This is a genomic window from Pseudomonas sp. GL-B-12 (assembly GCF_019955895.1).
Classification (GTDB): domain Bacteria; phylum Pseudomonadota; class Gammaproteobacteria; order Pseudomonadales; family Pseudomonadaceae; genus Aquipseudomonas.
Genome location: NZ_JAHBCX010000033.1, coordinates 59,324 through 76,900, shown reverse-complemented (window position 1 = coordinate 76,900; position 17,577 = coordinate 59,324). Strand labels below are relative to the sequence as shown.

Genomic DNA, 17,577 nt, shown 5'->3' with positions numbered 1-17,577 from the left:
CTCGCGAAAGCGGTGGTTCAGTCAACATCTTCTTTGACTGTCACACCGCTTTCGCGAGCAAGCCCGCTCCCACAGGGTTTACGGTGATTATTCGCCGGTGGCAATGCCTCGCGCAGGCTCGTTGATCCACTCGCTCCACGACCCGGCATACAACGAACCCAACGGATAACCGGCCAGACACAACGCAAACAGGTTGTGGCACGCCGTCACGCCGGAACCGCAGTACGCCACCAGATCATTCGGCGAACGAGCGCCCAGTTTCGCGGCGAAGCGCTGCTTGAGCTGATCGGCCGGCAGGAAGCGCCCGTCACTGCCCAGGTTGTCGGTAAACGCCGCACACTGGGCGCCAGGAATGTGCCCGGCAATCGGATCGATCGGCTCCACTTCACCCTTGAAACGCGGCAATGCACGGGCATCGAGCAGGGTCAGTTCCGGCCGCGCAAGGCGCTTTTGCAGATGCTCGGCATCGATCAGCAACGCCGAGTCAGGACTGCCGGTGAAGGAACCACGGGTAATCGCCGGCGCATCCAGGCTCAACGGCAAACCGGCCGCGTGCCAGGCCTTGAGGCCGCCATCGAGGATGAATACACCGTCGCGCTTGCCCAACCATGCCAGCAACCACCAGGCCCGCGCCGCATAGGCACCCGGACCGTCGTCATACAGAACCACCTCACTATCTGCGTTGATGCCCCAGGCTTGCAGGCGCTCGATCAGTTGCGCCGGCTCGGGTAACGGATGACGCCCGGTCACCCCCCTGACCACGGCGCCACTCAGATCACGCTCGAGGTCGGCGTAGCTCGAACCGGCGATGTGCCCTTCGGCATAGCTGCGCTGACCGTAATCCGGGTCTTCGAGGGCAAAACGACAATCCAGAATCACCAGCCCCGGCTGGTCCTTTTTCAGGTCCAGTGCTTGCGGGCTGATCAGTTGCGCAATGGGCATAGCGGGCTCCTGTGATTAAGTCGACCTTGATCCTACTGTACTTCTTCCAGTGCCTGGGCCAGGGGCACGTAAAACTCTTCGAACAACGCATTGACCGCATCGCGGGCCTGATCCGTGACAAACCCGGCTTCCAGCACCAGCACCTGATACACCCCGCGTTTAATGGCTTGCTCGCTGAGGTGGCTGGAGTTCTCTCGCGTGGTGCACAGGAAACGTACCCAGGACGTGAGGATGATCCAGGCATTGAGCGTCAGGGATTCGATCTGCACCTTGTCCATCTTCAGGATACCGGCGGCGACGAAACCTTCGTAGATCGCCGAACCCTGGATCAGGCAGCGCTGGGAAAAGCGTCGATAGCGGTCGGCAAGGTCCGGGTCGCTGTCGAGCAAATGCTCGAGATCGCGATGCAGAAACCGGTAGCGCCACATCGCCGACAGCAGCTCCTTGAGGTAGAAGCGTTTGTCTTCCACCGTGGCGGCACGGCCCTGGGGCGGGCGCAGGAAGCTGTCCACCAGGCTTTCGTACTCGCTGAACAGCACGGCGATGATCGCCTGCTTGTTCGGGAAGTGGTAGTACAGGTTGCCCGGGGAAATTTCCATGTGGGCAGCAATGTGGTTGGTACTGATGCTGCGCTCGCCCTGCTGGTTGAACAGCTCCAGGCTGTTCTGCACGATGCGCTCGCTGGTTTTGATCCGTGGGGCCATGGCTTGAGCTTTAATTCAGAGTGCGTTGACGGGCATCTTAGATCTATCCGCGAGCGGATAAAACAAAGCTGTTCCAGGATGTCATTTGACTTTCTAGAGCATAGACTCTAAAAAGTGCTTCATTACAATAAATCCGGAGCCGACCATGACTGCTGAAATTTCCTACCTGCAGAACCTACAGCAGCCGCTGGAAGAGCTTCAGGCCCTGTTCGACGCTCAGCGTGCCGCGTACGCCGCCAACCCGATGCCACCGGCCGCGCAGCGCCAGCAATGGCTCAAGGCGCTAAAGGATTTGTTGAACAATGAACGCCAGGCCCTGATCGATGCGATCAGCCAGGACTTCAGCCATCGCAGCGCCGATGAAACCCTGCTCGCCGAACTGATGCCCAGCCTGCACGGCATCCATTACGCCAGCAAACACCTCAAGGGCTGGATGCGAGCCTCACGACGCAAGGTGGGCGCAGCCTTCCAGCCAGCCTCGGCCAAAGTGGTTTACCAACCGCTGGGCGTGGTCGGAGTCATCGTGCCGTGGAACTACCCGCTGTACCTGGCCATCGGCCCGTTGGTCGGCGCGCTGTCGGCGGGCAATCGGGTGATGCTCAAGCTCAGTGAGTCGACCCCTGCGACCGGCCTGCTGATGAAGCAACTGCTCGCGCGAATCTTCCCCGAAGACCTGGTTTGCGTGGTCCTGGGCGAGGCGGATATGGGCGTGGCGTTTTCACGCCTGCCGTTCGATCACCTGCTGTTTACCGGCGCCACCAGCATCGGCAAACACGTCATGCGCGCCGCCGCGGAAAACCTGACCCCGGTGACCCTGGAACTGGGCGGCAAGTCCCCGGCCATCGTTTCCCGGGATGTACCACTCAAGGACGCCGCCGAGCGCATCGCCTTCGGCAAGACCCTGAATGCCGGCCAGACCTGCGTGGCCCCGGACTATGTGCTGGTGCCGGAGGATCGTGTCGGAAGTTTCGTCGAAGCCTATCGCTCCGCCGTCCGCGGGTTTTATCCGACGCTGGCCGACAACCCGGACTACACCGCGATCATCAATGAGCGACAACTGGCGCGTCTCAACGGTTACGTCAGCGACGCCACCAGCAAGGGCGCGCTGCTGATGCCGCTGTTCGAACAGGGCCAGGGCCGCCGCATGAGCCACAGCCTGCTGCTCAATGTCACGGACGAGATGACGGTGATGCAGGACGAAATCTTCGGGCCGCTGCTGCCGATCGTGCCGTACAAGGATCTGGACCAGGCATTTGCCTACATCAACCAGCGTCCTCGCCCACTGGCGTTGTATTACTTCGGCTACGACAAGCGCGAACAACAACGCGTGCTGCACGAAACCCATTCCGGTGGTGTGTGCCTGAACGACACCCTGCTGCACGTCGCCCAGGACGACATGCCGTTTGGCGGCATTGGTGCCTCGGGCATGGGCCACTACCACGGCCATGAAGGGTTCCTGACCTTCAGCAAGGCCAAGGGCGTGTTGATCAAACAACGGTTCAACGCCGCGAAGTTGATCTACCCGCCGTACGGCAAGTCGATTCAGAAGCTGATCCAGAAGCTGTTCATCCGCTAACGATCATCACCGTCGAGTAATAACAATAATGAACCCCAGCCTGTCCGATACACCCGCGCTGTCACGGCGCGGGTTGCTTAAGTTCAGCCTCGGCGCCACAGCTTTCCTCGCCACCGCCGGGCTCGGAGCCAGCCTCAGCGGTTGCTCGTCGAGCGTCCCGGCCAATGGTTTCGTCACGTTACGCAGCGGCGACCTGCTGTTTTTGCGGGCGTTGATCCCGGTCATGCTCGACGGTGCCGTGCCCCCCGAACGGATGCCCGAGGCTGTCGAGGGCACACTGAAAAGCCTGGATTACAACCTAGCCCACCTGTCGCCGGAAATGCTCAAGCTGACCCAACAACTGTTCGATGTGTTGGGCATGGCCGTGACCCGCGGACCGCTGACCGGGATCTGGGGCAACTGGGAAAACGCCAGCGCCAACGACATCCGAGCCTTTCTCGATCGCTGGGAAAACAGCTCGTTGAGCCTATTGCGCATGGGCCACAGTTCCTTGCTGCAACTGGTGATGATGGCCTGGTACGGCCGCAAGGAATCGTGGGCGCATTGCGGGTATCCCGGGCCACCAACGGTCTGAGACCGTGGCGACCAAATCGCGAGCAGGCTCGCTCCCACAGGAGATTGCATAACCCTTGTGGGAGCGAGCCTGCTCGCGAAGGCGATCTTGTTAACACCACCAAACATAATAAAAAAGAGAACCCGAAGATGCCCGTACCCGATCCGTTCCGCGAAGGCATGGCCCGAGGCTGGAAAACCTACAACGGCTCGCAACTGACCCAGGACCTGACACTCGAAGCGGACGTGGCGATCATCGGCAGCGGCGCCGGCGGCGGCACCACCGCCGAAATCCTCAGCGCGGCCGGCTACAAGGTGCTGCTGATCGAGGAAGGCCCGCTCAAGACCAGCAATGACTTCAAGCTGCTCGAAGACCAGGCCTACGCCAGCCTTTATCAGGAAGGCATCGGCCGCATGAGCAAGGACGGCGCGATCACCATCCTCCAGGGCCGGGCGGTGGGTGGCACCACGCTGATCAACTGGACTTCCAGTTTCCGCACCCCGGAGCCGACCCTGGAACACTGGGCCAAAGAGCACAGCGTCAAGGGCCACAGCCCGGCGGAAATGGCGCCGTGGTTCGAGAAAATGGAGCAGCGCCTGGGTGTCGCGCCGTGGATGGTGCCACCCAACGCCAACAATGATGTGATCCGCAAGGGCTGCGAAGCACTGAATTACTCATGGCACGTCATCCCGCGCAACGTTCGCGGCTGCTGGAACCTCGGATACTGCGGCATGGGCTGCCCGACCAACGCCAAGCAATCGATGATGGTCACCACCATTCCAGCGACCCTGGAAAAAGGCGGCGAGCTGCTTTACCTGGCCCGCGCCGAAAAACTCACGATCAACGGCGACAAGGTCACCGGCCTGCAATGTTCGGCGATGGATGAACGCTGCGTCGCACCGACCGGGCGCACCATCACGGTCAAGGCGCGGCATTTCGTGCTGGCCGGTGGCGGCATCAACAGCCCGGCCTTGCTGATGCGCTCCGAGGCACCTGACCCGCACAAGCGCCTGGGCAAACGTACGTTCCTGCACCCGGTAAACATGTCCGCCGCGTTGTTCGACGAAGTGGTCAACCCCTTCTACGGCGCGCCGCAGTCGATATATTCCGACCATTTCCAATGGCAGGACGGCACCACGGGCAAGATGTCCTACAAACTGGAAGTCCCGCCCCTGCACCCGGCGCTGGCCACCACATTGCTCGGTGGTTTCGGTCAGGAAAACTCGCAGCACATGGCCAATCTGGCCCATACCCACGCCATGCTGGCGTTGCTGCGGGATGGTTTTCACCCGGACAGCCCCGGTGGCAGCGTCGAATTGCGCAGCGATGACACGCCGGTGCTGGATTACCAGCTATCGCCCTACGCCTGGGATGGATTGCGCCGGGCATTCCATACCATGGCCGAGATCCAGTTTGCCGGTGGCGCCAAGGCCGTGATGCCGATGCACGCTGACGCCCGCTACGTGAAGACCCTCGCCGAAACGCGCACGCTGATCGACGGCCTGAGCCTGGAGTTGTATCGCACACGCCTGGGCAGTGCCCATGTGATGGGCGGTTGCGCCATGGGTGAAGACCCGACAATCGCGGTGGCCGACAGCCTCGGCCGGCATCATCAACTGGGCAATCTGTCGATTCACGACGGCTCGCTGTTCCCCACCAGCATTGGTGCCAATCCGCAGTTGTCGGTCTACGGACTGACGGCGCAACTGGCGACATCCCTGGCCGAACGTTTAAAAAACCCATGAAAATAACGATAATTCCCATCGTCTATAGTGCTTTCTTACCCAACAGGCGACTTGGCCGACCGGGAAGGCTGCGATACCATCCGACTCCCCAACGGATTCCCGCCAGGACGACGCGATGAACCGAGTGTTGTACCCAGGTACCTTCGACCCTATTACCAAGGGCCATGGCGATCTGGTCGAACGCGCCTCGCGCCTGTTCGATCACGTGATCATCGCCGTCGCCGCGAGCCCGAAGAAAAACCCGTTGTTTCCTATGGAACAACGGGTAGAACTGGCGCGCGAGGTCACTAAACATCTGCCGAACGTTGAAGTCGTCGGCTTCTCGACGCTGCTGGCGCACTTCGCCAAAGAGCAGAATGCCAACGTGTTCCTGCGTGGTTTGCGCGCGGTGTCGGACTTCGAATACGAATTCCAGCTGGCCAACATGAACCGCCAGCTGGCGCCGGACGTGGAAAGCCTGTTCCTTACCCCGTCCGAGCGCTACTCGTTCATTTCCTCGACGCTGGTCCGTGAAATCGCAGCCCTGGGCGGCGATATCACCAAGTTCGTGCACCCTGTGGTGGCGGACGCACTGACCGAACGCTTCAAGAAGTAGGAGCTGCCACAGGCTGCGATCTTTTCAGCTTTCGCAGCCTGCACCTCTCTGCACTTGATCGCGCCCGCGTGCACTGCGGGCGCCAATGCGGCACAATTGTACGCATTGGTTTATTGCGCCCGGGCTTGCCGCCCCGGCTGGAGTTAGCATGTCCCTGATCATCACCGACGATTGCATCAACTGCGACGTCTGCGAACCCGAGTGCCCGAACGCCGCCATCTCCCAAGGCGAAGAGATCTACGTGATCGACCCGAACCTGTGCACCCAATGTGTCGGTCACTACGACGAACCGCAGTGCCAGCAGGTCTGCCCGGTGGATTGCATTCCACTGGACGAAGCTCATCCGGAGACTGAAGAGCAGTTGATGGAGAAGTACCGGAAAATTACCGGGAAGGCTTAAGCCATTCGGCGACTTTTAGGATGCCTTCGCGAGCAGGCTCGCTCCCACACTGAATTTGCGCCACCCACAAATCCCTTGTGGGAGCGAGCCTGCTCGCGAAGGCGTCATCAGCCTCACTGAAAATCTAACTGACTTTCAGCTCTGACAACGCGGGCAAAAAACGCTGGCGCGCTGCCCGAGCTTCACTTCCCGCAGGCCCGTGCCACAGACCTTGCAGTGTTCACCGCCACGGCCGTACACGAACAACTCCTGCTGGAAATAACCAGGCTGACCGTCACCACCGATAAAGTCCCGCAACGTGGTACCGCCGCGCTCGATAGCGGCTGCCAGGATGCGCTTGATCTCGATGGCCAGCTTCAAGTAACGCGCACGGGAAATGCTCTTGGCTTCGCGGCGCGGGTCGATCCCGGCGGCGAACAACGCTTCGGTCGCGTAGATATTGCCCACGCCCACCACCACCGCGTTATCCATGATGAACGGCTTGACCGCCATCGAACGTCCACGGGACTGCTGGAACAGGCGTTCACCGTCGAACAGGTCGGTCAGCGGCTCAGGCCCCAGGCGTATCAGCAATTCGTGATTGAGCGGATCGAGGCTCCAGAGCATTGCGCCAAAGCGCCGCGGGTCGGTGTAGCGCAGGGCCAGGCCCGACTCCAGTTCGATGTCCACATGCTCATGCTTGGCCGCCGGCAGCCCGGCCTCCACAAGACGCAAATTGCCTGACATGCCCAAATGGCTGATCAAGGTGCCGACTTCGGCATTGATCAGCAGGTACTTGGCACGCCGCTCCACCAGCACGATTCGCTGCCCGGACAACCGCACATCGAGGTCCTCTGGAATTGGCCAGCGCAAGCGACGCTCACGCACGATCACCCGGCTGACCCGCTGGCCTTCCAGGTACGGCGCGATACCGCGACGGGTGGTTTCGACTTCTGGCAATTCAGGCATGGTGCTCTCGGCTCAGGCGCATGGCCTGAAAGGTTCCGACACTCAGCGATGAGTGCCGAGGTCGCGGATCGTCTGCTTGAGGGTCTCGAAGTCGTAGTCCGAGAGGCCGACATAATCGAGCACCAGCGGTGCGATGCTGTTCCACTCGTGATCTTCGGTCTGATTGCCCAGCACCCGGTACGATGCGCAAATGTGTTCGGCCATTTTCAGGATCGCCAACAGGTTCTTCAACGAACTGTTGCGCGAAGATTCATCGCTGAATATCGCCAAGGCATTGTGGTGATTGGCGATCGCAGCGCCCACGTGTTCCGGCAGACGCCAAGACTTGGCCGTGTAATACCCGACCACCGAGTGATTGGTATTGAACACCTGATTCTCCGTATCCACCACCCGGCATTCGGCACTGGCGTTGGCATAGGCCTGCTCCAGAACGCCCATGTAGTCGGGGAAACGCTGGAGCATCAAGGGCACGCCGCAGTCGTGGAACAGGCCCAGGGCATACGCTTCATCGCCATTTTCAATACCGATGCGCTTGGCCAGGGTCAGGCAGGTCATGGCCACGTCCTGAGCGGTGTCCCAGAATCGGTTCAGGGTGACAATGGTGTCGTCATTCATCTCGCCCTTGATCGACTGTGCATTGATCAGGTTGATGATCGAGCGGCTGCCCAGCAGATTCACCGCGCGCTGGATCGAAGCAATCTTGTTGCTCAGCCCGTAATACGGCGAATTGACGATCTTCAGCAGGGAACCGGAAAGCCCCGGATCCTGGGAGATCAGCTTGGCAATGACTTCCAGATCCGGGTCGGGCATGTACTGCTCCATCTGCAAATCCACCATGATTTGCGGCTGGGCCGGTACGCTGATGCCCTGCAGGGCTTGCTGGATCTGTTCGGAAGTCAGCTCTTGGGACATTTGTGCACACTCTGGGTCAGACGGTGATTCTAACCTTTATGAAGTTGGATCCGACATACCAAATCGCAAGGCAAGTCTTTGTGGCGAGGGGGCTTGCCCCCGTTCGGTCGCGAAGCGGCCGCCAAGCAGGCGAATGGGATGTGTCTGACATACCGTAGTTGCAGATTTCAGGGCCGCTTCGCGACCCAACGGGGGCAAGCCCCCTCGCCACATGTCCATTCGCAGGCCTACCCGGGATCTCAACACGCTATACTCCCGCTCTTTTTTCCGGAGCGACGACATGTCCCTGCCTAGCCTGCGCCTCAAAGCCAACGCCGACCGTCGTCTGCGCAACGGTCACTTGTGGGTCTACAGCAACGAAATCGATGTAGCCGCTACACCTTTGCACGGTTTCAAGGCCGGCGACCAGGCGATCCTCGAAGCCGCCGGCGGCAAGCCGCTGGGCATCGTTGCCATGAGCCCGAACAACCTGATCTGCGCCCGTGTGCTGTCGCGCGACATCAAGTTGCCGCTGGACAAGTCGCTGCTGGTACACCGCCTGAACGTGGCCCTGTCCCTGCGCGATCGCCTGTTCGACAAGCCGTTCTATCGCCTGGTCTACGGCGACTCCGACCTGCTGCCAGGCTTGGTGGTAGACCGTTTCGGCGACATCCTGGTGGTGCAGATCGCTTCGGCTACCATGGAAGCCCATAAAGACGACGTGATTGCAGCGCTGACCCAAGTGCTCAAGCCAAGCGGCATTCTGTTCAAGAACGACTCCGCTGCCCGTGACGCCGAAGGCCTCACCCGCTACGTCGAAACCGTATTCGGCCTGGTGCCAGAGTGGGTTGCCCTCGAAGAGAATGGCGTGAAATTCGAAGCGCCTGTCATCCAGGGTCAAAAGACCGGCTGGTTCTACGACCACCGCATGAACCGCGCACGCCTGGCGCCGTACGCCAAAGGCAAACGCGTGCTCGACCTCTACAGCTACATCGGCGGCTGGGGCGTGCAGGCTGCCGCGTTCGGCGCCAGTGAAGTGTTCTGCGTCGATGCGTCGGCCTTCGCCCTCGATGGCGTAGAGCGCAACGCCGCACTGAACGGCTTCGCCGAGAAAATGACCTGCATCGAAGGCGACGTGTTCGAAGCCCTCAAAGAGCTGAAAGCCAGCGAAGAACGCTTCGACGTAATCGTGGCCGACCCGCCGGCGTTCATCAAACGCAAGAAAGACATGAAGAACGGCGAAGGCGCCTACCGCCGCCTGAACGAGCAAGCCATGCGCCTGCTCACCAAGGACGGCATCCTGGTCAGCGCCTCCTGCTCGATGCACCTGCCGGAAGACGACCTGCAGAACATCCTGCTGACCAGCGCCCGCCACTTGGACCGCAATATCCAGATCTTGGAACGTGGCGGTCAGGGTCCGGATCATCCGGTGCATCCGGCGATTGCCGAGACACGGTATATCAAGAGCATTACTTGCCGGTTGTTGCCTAACAGCTAAAACCGCAAACCACTGTAGGAGCGAGCTCGCTCGCGATGGTCGTCAACGATAACGCGGGGAACCTGATACCCCGCGGCGTCTCTGAATTCATCGCGAGCAGGCTCGCTCCTACAGGTGCAGGACACATCCTGATCCACTGCCGAAGCGACAACCTCCCACCCCACGCCTACCGTTTTCTCTTCCCCATCACCGAAGAGGACAACGGAATGTCCAACACGCCAAAAGCCCATCGATTACGCACAGGTCGGCACTCGCAATCCGGTCGCATCTATCACCTGACCGCTGTCACCCATGAACGACAACCATTCTTCCAGGATTGGCGCACCGGCCGCTTTTTGGTGCACGAGTTCAGAAGGGCTCAGGAAGCCGGCAATGCCACGTCTATAGCCTGGGTAGTCATGCCGGATCACTTCCACTGGCTGATTGAATTGCACAACGGTGACTTACCGAAACTAGTGCAAGCCACCAAATCTCGCTGCACACGCCTCATCAATCAGAAACGAGATCTAAATGCTCCTGTATGGCAAAAGGGCTACTTCGACCGAGCCCTGCGTCGCGAGGAAGATCTGAAAGCCATCGCCCGATACATCATCGCCAACCCCCTACGCGCAGGCCTCGTCGACCATATCGGCGATTACCCGCTCTGGGACGCTATCTGGCTCTAATACACACCTACCCCTGTAGGAGCGAGCATGCTCGCGATGGTCGTCAACGATAACGCTGGCATCCTGACACCCCGCGGCGCTCTCAGGTTCATCGCGAGCAGGCTCGCTCCTACAAGGATTGCGTCTTTCCACACGTCTCGTGAATGCTTGCGGCCATTCCCTCCAGCCGCCAGCCGTGTAGAATCGCGAACATTCATCGCCAGTCATCCCCGGCGGGTTTATGAGCTCAAGCTGAAGCGCGCGGCGATCCCGCAAAGTTATCGGCAACTTCCGGACACGCGGCCATTTCTGAGTGTTCCAGACGTCAATAGAAGCTCACTTCCCTTTTGATACCTGATTAGCCGCCCGGAGTGCTTCATGCCTGATTACCGCTCGAAAACATCCACCCACGGCCGCAACATGGCCGGTGCCCGCGCACTGTGGCGCGCCACGGGGATGAAAGATGACGACTTCAAGAAGCCGATCATCGCCATTGCCAACTCGTTCACCCAGTTCGTACCGGGCCACGTGCACCTCAAGGACCTGGGCCAACTGGTCGCCCGCGAGATTGAACGCGCTGGCGGCGTGGCGAAGGAATTCAACACCATCGCTGTCGATGACGGCATCGCCATGGGCCACGACGGCATGCTCTATTCGCTGCCGAGCCGCGAGATCATCGCCGACTCCGTCGAGTACATGGTCAACGCCCACTGCGCCGATGCGATCGTCTGCATTTCCAACTGCGACAAGATCACCCCTGGCATGCTGATGGCGTCCCTGCGCCTGAACATCCCGGTGATCTTCATCTCCGGCGGCCCGATGGAAGCCGGCAAGACCAAACTCGCCTCCCACGGCCTCGACCTGGTCGACGCCATGGTGATCGCCGCCGACTCCAGCGCTTCTGACGAGAAAGTCGCCGAGTACGAGCGTAGCGCCTGCCCGACCTGCGGCTCGTGCTCCGGCATGTTCACCGCCAACTCGATGAACTGCCTGGTCGAAGCACTGGGTCTGGCATTGCCGGGCAACGGTTCGACCCTGGCCACCCACAGCGACCGCGAGCAGCTGTTCCTGCAGGCCGGCCGCACCATCGTCGAGCTGTGCAAGCGTTACTACGGCGAGAACGACGAGTCGGTATTGCCGCGCAACATCGCCAACTTCCAGGCGTTCGAAAACGCCATGACCCTGGACATCGCCATGGGCGGGTCCACCAACACCATCCTGCACTTGCTGGCCGCTGCCCAGGAAGCCGATATCGATTTCGACCTGCGCGACATCGACCGTCTGTCCCGTCACGTGCCGCAACTGTGCAAGGTCGCGCCGAACATCCAGAAGTACCACATGGAAGACGTGCACCGCGCTGGCGGCATCTTCAGCATCCTCGGTTCGCTGGCCCGTGGTGGCTTGCTGCACACCCAGCTGCCGACCGTGCACAGCCGCAGCATGGAAGAAGCCATCGCCAAGTGGGACATCACCCAGACCACCGACGAAGCCGTGCACCACTTCTTCAAGGCCGGTCCTGCGGGCATCCCGACGCAAACCGCGTTCAGCCAGTCGACCCGTTGGGAAACCCTGGACGACGACCGTGAAAACGGCTGCATCCGCAGTGTCGAGCACGCTTACTCGCAAGAAGGCGGCCTGGCCGTGCTCTACGGCAACATCGCGCTCGATGGTTGCGTGGTGAAAACCGCCGGCGTCGACGAGTCGATCCACGTGTTCGAAGGCAACGCCAAGATCTTCGAAAGCCAGGACAGCGCCGTGCGCGGCATCCTTGCTGACGAAGTGAAAGAAGGCGACATCGTCATCATTCGCTACGAAGGCCCGAAAGGCGGCCCGGGCATGCAGGAAATGCTCTACCCGACTTCGTACCTGAAATCCAAAGGCCTGGGCAAAGCCTGCGCCCTGCTCACCGACGGCCGTTTCTCCGGCGGTACCTCGGGCCTTTCCATCGGCCACGCTTCACCTGAAGCAGCTGCCGGCGGCGCGATCGGCCTGGTACAGGACGGCGACAAGGTGCTGATCGACATTCCGAACCGCTCGATCAACCTGTTGGTCAGCGATGAAGAACTGGCTGCACGCCGGGTCGAGCAGGACAAGAAAGGCTGGAAACCGGTGGAAGTGCGTCCACGTAAAGTGACCACCGCACTGAAAGCCTACGCCCTGCTGGCCACCAGTGCCGACAAGGGTGCTGTGCGTAACAAGGCGATGCTTGATGGGCTGTAAGGCTTAATCGTCGAACATGAAAATGCCCCGCCAAGTGCGGGGCATTTTTTTTGGCTCAATTATCAGCCGATTACATCCCTCCTTGTGACCTCTAACTTGCCAACGCAAAATTCCATATTCCAAAGAGGCAAGTCTCAAGGTTGAGCCAAAAGCAAAAAATCGTCATTTTCCGGAGCAGGAAATCCGCGCAACTTGCCACATATAGTGGAGTGCCAGCAGTGTTGGCCCCAGAATTGCCCAGCTAATCCATATTTCGTGGTCGGGGTATGTGAACAAAATCAGCAGCAGAGGAGACATAGCTAGCAATCCCATCATTAACATTGCTGTTATAGCCAGCCTACGTCGTGACTCGGTAGTAGTGGGTCTGTTTAACGCCGCCAAAACAAGTCCGCAGGTTCCTAACCATGCGAGCGTGCTGAGCAACATGTAAAAAACTTCACCAGACCCCATAAAAAACAGGCTGAGCAGGGCCAATCCAAAGGCAGGCAGAACACCTCCAACTACATACATAGCTGACCGAAGAATGCGTATCACCATGTATATCTACTCCCTTAAAATATTTCTTGAGCTGAATAAACTCTCGGACTGATTGATGACTCATAACGCAAACCCACATCACCCAGGCCTTCGATGCGTGAAGTCAAGGATTTACCCACGGCTTGGCAACTTGTAGCTTGATAAGATAACGCTCATCTGTAGGACGCTTGTCGTCTCTAAAGCGATTGACCACCAGCATCACTTGATACTGATTACCCGCTTGCCAAGTAGACGTGCCACCTTTGTTCACGTCTCGCAATCGAGCCCGCCATTCGGGAGTGTCAGCAAATGGTGGATCGTCGATGACCCGAATGGGTATCCAGCCACCGTGGCGCCACTGCTTCTGCAGGTTAAGAACTATTTCAAGCGTCTCATCGAGTAATAGCGGCTCGATTTGAGGGGACATACGGACACTTCTGACTAACTCATCACTATCAAAACTAACCGTGAAAAAACGAGCTAGTGGTGTCACGAATCCGAACTGAGGATCCAGGAAACGAAGACGAGCATCCGATCTCGGTAATCTCCCCCAAAAATGCCCAGGAATGGCCGGACCAATGGCCGCGCTTGAGCGCTGACGCATGACTTCCCAAGGCTCGCCAATCGCCAGGGCAATCTCCGGCTCATCCGATAGTGCTCGGACCGCTGCCACTATCAACAGAGTCGCCACTGCGAGTGACAATATCCTGCGTCGCCAATCTATACGTTGCAGCAGACTCATCGCACGCCCCGACCTGCGGCAATGTCGAGAATCGCCTGCTCAATCAGGTGGCGATCAGAGCGCCGCAGCAGCTCATCAAACTGTGTCGCGGCTTTGAGCACAAAGGGCATGCGCTGATGGATATCGGCTAGGTTGGCAAAGTAATCGCTGCTGAAGCCAACGGTGCGTCCGTCTTCGCTGGGAAGGCACTGGCTAGCCAGGGTCAGCTCGACGGCTGCAGCAGCGCCGGAGGGGAAGTTCGTGACATAGGCGAAATGATTGCCACGTAGCAGAAGTACCAGTTGTACGTCGCTGTACATTGCTGATTGCAGAATGTTCTGTTGTTCGTGCCAAGCCAGATGCGCAACGCTTTCGGCAATGTTGCCAGCCTCAATGGCCGCGAAGGCTTGAAGTATTTCCTCATGGTAAGTGCCAAACTCCAGTTTTTCCTGCTCGATCGGCCACAACACAGGTTGTTGTACATGCCCAAATATGTTTTTTCGTGAAGCGAGGCATGTCTTGAGCGCCGACAACCCACGCTCCTTGTAAAAAGCATGCAGCGGAAATACATCCAGAAACAGCGTGGTATTGCCCAGCGCCAGCATGTCGTGCACGTACTGGAGTTGCCTCTGCACGTACGACAATGATTCACCTTCGAACCTGGGACCGCTGGGCAGCGGGTTATTGCGGCTGGCTTGTTCGTATTCCTGTTGCGCTTGTTCACGACGTTGTGAGCTTTGCTGCCGTTCACGCTCGCTTCGCTTGTCGAACAACCCGGAGAATCCTCTGCGGATCGCATCCCTCCAGCGTAATTGCGCTTCATGTTCGCCCTGGATCTTTTCGATCGAATCAGCCGCATGCAACAACCCACAACCCACCTGCTTGGAGGCGAACGCCGCTAGGCCCGCCCATTGGAAGCGCTGATCCTCCAGCCACAATCGGGCGTATGCCGCGTTGATCGCGCGATTACGCGCCTTTGGGTCGGCGATCAGGATGCCGCCCGGCGCCACGATGGCTTCGGCTCTTTGCTGATAGCTGCGCCAAAGGTTCTGGCAGACCTGTCCCGACTGCTCGCTATAGCTCGTTACAGGACGGCTCGTCGGCGGGGTGAAGCTGGAGGGGCGTGGCTCGGCTGTCGGTTGTCGTGCTTCGGCCGGCGTAGCGGGTTGCGCGGTGGCTCGGGCAGACGGCGCAACATTGCCGGTTTCTATCCGCTGGCTCCTGAAAGTCTGGTTGGCAATCAGCTTGGGCGGCGGGTCGCACTTGCACTTGCACAGGTCGTCGTGCAGGGCGGGCTTGCGTCCTTCCCACTCCTCCGACAGACGTGGACCGACGCAGATAATGGTCCCGGTGCTGTCGCATTCCGGGCATTTGACTTCATCGCCTTCGCGGGCCATGGCCTGGCCATTGATACTGCCGCGATGCCAGCCGCTGACGACGGTTCCCTTGACGGTGGTTTTGGCCCCGACGGTGATGTAGTAGCGCCTCATGCGAAATATGTCCTTGTCAGATCGAAAGGACGCACGCTAGAAGAGGCGAAGTGGAGGATAAATCAGACGTTTCCTTGATTGATGTAAGTCAATTCTGAAATGAGACTGGATATGGACATCTGTGTACTCGCGATAACCGTCGAATATGAAAATACCCCGCCAAGTGCGGGGCATTTTTTGTCCGCGCTATTCCTGCGGGTCGAGGTTATCCAACGCCTGATTCACCGCCAGCTCGCCCAACATGATCACCTGCGCAATCCCCAGCATCGTGCTGCGTTGCGAGCCTTCCAGCAGGCCGGCGAAATCGCTGGCCATCACATTGGCCGAGGCGAGGGATTCGCAGGCGTGGGCCAACAGGGTTTCGGTGTCGAGGCCAGGCGCGATCAAGAATGTTCGGCTGGGTTTGCGCGGGGTGGTGTTGATGTGGGCGCAGAGGTTGTCGGTATTTGGGGGATCGGGGGTAATTTTGAGCATAGATAAAACTCCCTACACATTAAGACAAGGAGCCATCACCCTCGCTACCAAACGAAGGGTGGCGGCCATGCGCAGGTTGGTAGACCGGGGTGTAAGGAAACCGGCGCGCCCGAAAGCGCCCTGTGCATGACCACCATAAAATGCAGAGACGTAAGAACGCCTGCAAATCATGATGCTTTGCACCCTACACAGCCGGGCTACCAAACCCGATCGCTGATGTTCAGCGACAAGTAGACGGTAGAGCCCGGGAGCAAGGCGCACAAGCCGGCGGATTCTGGCGTAGTCGTAGTCCATTACGCAAGAATGCGTAGGTTGCGACTGTCAGGAGATGTCGTTCAAGCGGAGGCTTTCATTGCACCGATTGGCCTCATCGCGAGCAAGCTCGCTCCCACAGGGGATCTTCGGTGTTCACACGGTCTGTGTTTCACCCGAGATCTTTGTGGGAGCGAGCTTGCTCGCGATGGCGGCGCCGCGGTCTTACTGGATGTCTTCAGGCTTCACGATCACCCAGTTCTTGTCCGCAGTCACCGTCAACCCTTCCTTGGCCTGGGCCGCGGCGTTCTTGGCCATCATGCCGTTGATCTGGGTCATGTACTTGTCCTTGCGGTTGACCCACAGGTGGATGCCGCCCTTGGCCACGTCAACACTGTGGAACAGCATGTAACCATCGCTGCTTGGGGTGTCGCCGCCCACCAGCACCGGTTTTTTCCACTCGTCGATGTAGGTCAGGATCGCCGCCTGCTTGCCGGCCATCCAGGTCGCCGGGGTCCACAGGTACGGGGTCAGTTCCAGGCCGAGGTTGGCCTTCTCGTCATATTTGCCGGCGGTGACCTGCTTGCGCGCGGTGGTCAGTTCGCCAGTCTTCGGGTCCTTGAGCAGCAGCGACACGCCGATCACGTTCTGCGGTTTGACGTTGTAGCCGTACTTGGGATCGGCCGCGACCATGCGCACCAGTTCTTCGGAGGCGGCGGTCATCACGTAGACCTCGATGCCGTTCTCCATCAGTTTGTTGTACAGCTCTTGCTGGCCGGTGAAGATTTTCGGCGGGTTGACGTCGAGTTTCTTGACCACGTCGCCTTCGTAATACGTGGCCGGCACCGGTTTGCCGGACGCCATCATCTCGTCGACATAGCCCTTGAGTTCCTTGAGCGTGAAGCCGGAGAACACTTGGGCGACCCATGGATAGCAGACCATGTCGTCGACTTCGCAGAGGCGGTAGTAGTAGCTGAACAGGCTTTCCTTGTGGTCGGCGGTGTCCTTGAACGGCATCAGTTTCAGGGAGGGATCGAGCTTGTCGCGGGTGATCAGGCCCTTGTTCTCCATGAACGGCAGCAACGACTCTTCGAGGTCGTAGCGGTAACTGGTGTTGTCCATGTCGAACACCGCGTAGTTACCTTTGTTGGCGTTGGCGGCGATCATCGCGTCCAGCGCCTTGGCCTGATCGGCGGGCCAGTGTTTCAGATCCGTTGCAAGCACCTGGCCGGCAAGGCCCAGGCAAAGTGCTGCTGCCAGCAATTTCGGTGCGAACTTCATTGGCATGCTTCCCTTATAAAAAGACCCTGAATGAAAGAGATCGACGCTAACAAATAAGTGTGACAGTCCTCGTCTGTCAGCGACCGCCTTCGTCCCTTTCGCGCCAGTTGCATTTCTGACAGCGACA

17 protein-coding genes and 1 pseudogene are annotated in these 17,577 nt (G+C 59.3%); 9 read left to right on the top strand and 9 right to left on the bottom strand.

Translation table 11 applies throughout. The annotated features are described in order from the left end of the window. Window positions 1-87: 87 nt before the first annotated feature. Entirely contained in the window at window positions 88-942 is an 855-nt protein-coding gene (locus KGA85_RS18245; RefSeq protein WP_223543292.1) for a sulfurtransferase, read from the bottom strand. 32 nt (window positions 943-974) lie between these two features. Beyond that, window positions 975-1,646 (bottom strand): TetR/AcrR family transcriptional regulator, encoded by a 672-nt coding sequence (locus KGA85_RS18240; protein WP_223543291.1) that lies wholly within the window; start codon window positions 1,644-1,646, stop codon window positions 975-977. 145 nt (window positions 1,647-1,791) lie between these two features. On the opposite strand from KGA85_RS18240, the gene KGA85_RS18235 reads away from it, so the two are divergent. The 5 genes from KGA85_RS18235 to KGA85_RS18215 all read left to right on the top strand — a co-directional run bounded on the left by KGA85_RS18235 (window position 1,792) and on the right by KGA85_RS18215 (window position 6,515). Further along, window positions 1,792-3,222 (top strand): coniferyl aldehyde dehydrogenase, encoded by a 1,431-nt coding sequence (locus KGA85_RS18235; RefSeq protein ID WP_223455916.1) that lies wholly within the window; start codon window positions 1,792-1,794, stop codon window positions 3,220-3,222. A gap of 28 nt (window positions 3,223-3,250) precedes the next feature. Beyond that, the gene (locus KGA85_RS18230) at window positions 3,251-3,796 is read left to right on the top strand and encodes a twin-arginine translocation pathway signal protein (protein WP_223455915.1); all 546 of its coding nucleotides are present in this window, start codon (window positions 3,251-3,253) and stop codon (window positions 3,794-3,796) included. A 128-nt stretch (window positions 3,797-3,924) separates the two neighbouring features. Further along, a complete protein-coding gene (locus KGA85_RS18225; RefSeq protein ID WP_223455914.1) occupies window positions 3,925-5,520 on the top strand; it encodes a GMC family oxidoreductase in 1,596 nt (531 codons plus the stop codon). Between the two features lie 115 nt (window positions 5,521-5,635). After that, entirely contained in the window at window positions 5,636-6,115 is a 480-nt protein-coding gene (gene coaD / locus KGA85_RS18220; protein WP_223455913.1) for a pantetheine-phosphate adenylyltransferase, read from the top strand. Window positions 6,116-6,263: 148 nt separating this feature from the next. Next, window positions 6,264-6,515, top strand: coding sequence for a YfhL family 4Fe-4S dicluster ferredoxin (locus KGA85_RS18215; protein ID WP_003195146.1), 252 nt, complete (start codon window positions 6,264-6,266; stop codon window positions 6,513-6,515). Between the two features lie 135 nt (window positions 6,516-6,650). Here KGA85_RS18215 and mutM read toward each other — a convergent pair whose 3' ends face one another. Together mutM and KGA85_RS18205 are read right to left on the bottom strand one after the other, a co-directional pair. Next, window positions 6,651-7,463: a bifunctional DNA-formamidopyrimidine glycosylase/DNA-(apurinic or apyrimidinic site) lyase gene (gene mutM / locus KGA85_RS18210; protein WP_007995486.1), complete on the bottom strand. Its 813-nt coding sequence runs from the start codon at window positions 7,461-7,463 to the stop codon at window positions 6,651-6,653. Between the two features lie 42 nt (window positions 7,464-7,505). Further along, window positions 7,506-8,375 carry an HDOD domain-containing protein gene (locus KGA85_RS18205; RefSeq protein ID WP_223455912.1) on the bottom strand — a complete coding sequence of 290 codons (870 nt, stop codon included), beginning with the start codon at window positions 8,373-8,375 and terminating at the stop codon, window positions 7,506-7,508. 280 nt (window positions 8,376-8,655) lie between these two features. Between KGA85_RS18205 and KGA85_RS18200 the strand changes: the two genes are divergently transcribed. The 4 genes and pseudogenes from KGA85_RS18200 to ilvD all read left to right on the top strand — a co-directional run bounded on the left by KGA85_RS18200 (window position 8,656) and on the right by ilvD (window position 12,716). Beyond that, window positions 8,656-9,852: a class I SAM-dependent rRNA methyltransferase gene (locus KGA85_RS18200; RefSeq protein WP_046039197.1), complete on the top strand. Its 1,197-nt coding sequence runs from the start codon at window positions 8,656-8,658 to the stop codon at window positions 9,850-9,852. Window positions 9,853-10,058: 206 nt separating this feature from the next. Then, the gene (locus KGA85_RS18195) at window positions 10,059-10,517 is read left to right on the top strand and encodes an REP-associated tyrosine transposase (protein ID WP_223455921.1); all 459 of its coding nucleotides are present in this window, start codon (window positions 10,059-10,061) and stop codon (window positions 10,515-10,517) included. A 27-nt stretch (window positions 10,518-10,544) separates the two neighbouring features. After that, a pseudogene (locus tag KGA85_RS18190) lies at window positions 10,545-10,631 on the top strand (outer membrane lipoprotein carrier protein LolA); the annotation flags it as partial. Window positions 10,632-10,874: 243 nt separating this feature from the next. After that, on the top strand, window positions 10,875-12,716 hold the full coding sequence (ilvD, locus tag KGA85_RS18185) for a dihydroxy-acid dehydratase (RefSeq protein WP_223543290.1): 1,842 nt from the start codon (window positions 10,875-10,877) through the stop codon (window positions 12,714-12,716). A 162-nt stretch (window positions 12,717-12,878) separates the two neighbouring features. Here the strand turns inward: ilvD and KGA85_RS18180 are convergent, their stop codons facing one another. From KGA85_RS18180 to KGA85_RS18160, 5 genes are all read right to left on the bottom strand, one after another. Beyond that, window positions 12,879-13,253, bottom strand: coding sequence for a hypothetical protein (locus KGA85_RS18180; RefSeq protein WP_223455910.1), 375 nt, complete (start codon window positions 13,251-13,253; stop codon window positions 12,879-12,881). Window positions 13,254-13,356: 103 nt separating this feature from the next. Continuing rightward, the gene (locus KGA85_RS18175; protein ID WP_223455909.1) at window positions 13,357-13,974 is read right to left on the bottom strand and encodes a hypothetical protein; all 618 of its coding nucleotides are present in this window, start codon (window positions 13,972-13,974) and stop codon (window positions 13,357-13,359) included. Continuing rightward, complete coding sequence (locus tag KGA85_RS18170; RefSeq protein WP_223455908.1) at window positions 13,971-15,443, bottom strand: PAAR domain-containing protein; 1,473 nt, start codon at window positions 15,441-15,443, stop codon at window positions 13,971-13,973. Before KGA85_RS18170 ends, KGA85_RS18175 begins: the two co-directional genes overlap by 4 nt. A 186-nt stretch (window positions 15,444-15,629) precedes the next feature. Then, window positions 15,630-15,917 (bottom strand): DUF6124 family protein, encoded by a 288-nt coding sequence (locus tag KGA85_RS18165; RefSeq protein ID WP_223455907.1) that lies wholly within the window; start codon window positions 15,915-15,917, stop codon window positions 15,630-15,632. Between the two features lie 477 nt (window positions 15,918-16,394). Continuing rightward, a complete protein-coding gene (locus KGA85_RS18160) occupies window positions 16,395-17,450 on the bottom strand; it encodes a phosphorylcholine phosphatase (protein WP_095945314.1) in 1,056 nt (351 codons plus the stop codon). Window positions 17,451-17,577 lie beyond the last annotated feature (127 nt).

Coding starts and splice junctions, on each gene's coding strand:
- mutM (WP_007995486.1), bottom strand. CDS start 7,463: ATGCCTGAATTGCCAGAAGTCGAAACCACCCGTCGCGGTATCGCGCCG.
- KGA85_RS18160 (WP_095945314.1), bottom strand. CDS start 17,450: ATGAAGTTCGCACCGAAATTGCTGGCAGCAGCACTTTGCCTGGGCCTT.
- KGA85_RS18225 (WP_223455914.1), top strand. CDS start 3,925: ATGCCCGTACCCGATCCGTTCCGCGAAGGCATGGCCCGAGGCTGGAAA.
- KGA85_RS18230 (WP_223455915.1), top strand. CDS start 3,251: ATGAACCCCAGCCTGTCCGATACACCCGCGCTGTCACGGCGCGGGTTG.
- KGA85_RS18180 (WP_223455910.1), bottom strand. CDS start 13,253: ATGGTGATACGCATTCTTCGGTCAGCTATGTATGTAGTTGGAGGTGTT.
- KGA85_RS18215 (WP_003195146.1), top strand. CDS start 6,264: ATGTCCCTGATCATCACCGACGATTGCATCAACTGCGACGTCTGCGAA.
- KGA85_RS18235 (WP_223455916.1), top strand. CDS start 1,792: ATGACTGCTGAAATTTCCTACCTGCAGAACCTACAGCAGCCGCTGGAA.
- KGA85_RS18175 (WP_223455909.1), bottom strand. CDS start 13,974: ATGAGTCTGCTGCAACGTATAGATTGGCGACGCAGGATATTGTCACTC.
- KGA85_RS18195 (WP_223455921.1), top strand. CDS start 10,059: ATGTCCAACACGCCAAAAGCCCATCGATTACGCACAGGTCGGCACTCG.
- ilvD (WP_223543290.1), top strand. CDS start 10,875: ATGCCTGATTACCGCTCGAAAACATCCACCCACGGCCGCAACATGGCC.
- KGA85_RS18170 (WP_223455908.1), bottom strand. CDS start 15,443: ATGAGGCGCTACTACATCACCGTCGGGGCCAAAACCACCGTCAAGGGA.
- KGA85_RS18200 (WP_046039197.1), top strand. CDS start 8,656: ATGTCCCTGCCTAGCCTGCGCCTCAAAGCCAACGCCGACCGTCGTCTG.
- KGA85_RS18240 (WP_223543291.1), bottom strand. CDS start 1,646: ATGGCCCCACGGATCAAAACCAGCGAGCGCATCGTGCAGAACAGCCTG.
- KGA85_RS18245 (WP_223543292.1), bottom strand. CDS start 942: ATGCCCATTGCGCAACTGATCAGCCCGCAAGCACTGGACCTGAAAAAG.
- KGA85_RS18205 (WP_223455912.1), bottom strand. CDS start 8,375: ATGTCCCAAGAGCTGACTTCCGAACAGATCCAGCAAGCCCTGCAGGGC.
- KGA85_RS18165 (WP_223455907.1), bottom strand. CDS start 15,917: ATGCTCAAAATTACCCCCGATCCCCCAAATACCGACAACCTCTGCGCC.
- coaD (WP_223455913.1), top strand. CDS start 5,636: ATGAACCGAGTGTTGTACCCAGGTACCTTCGACCCTATTACCAAGGGC.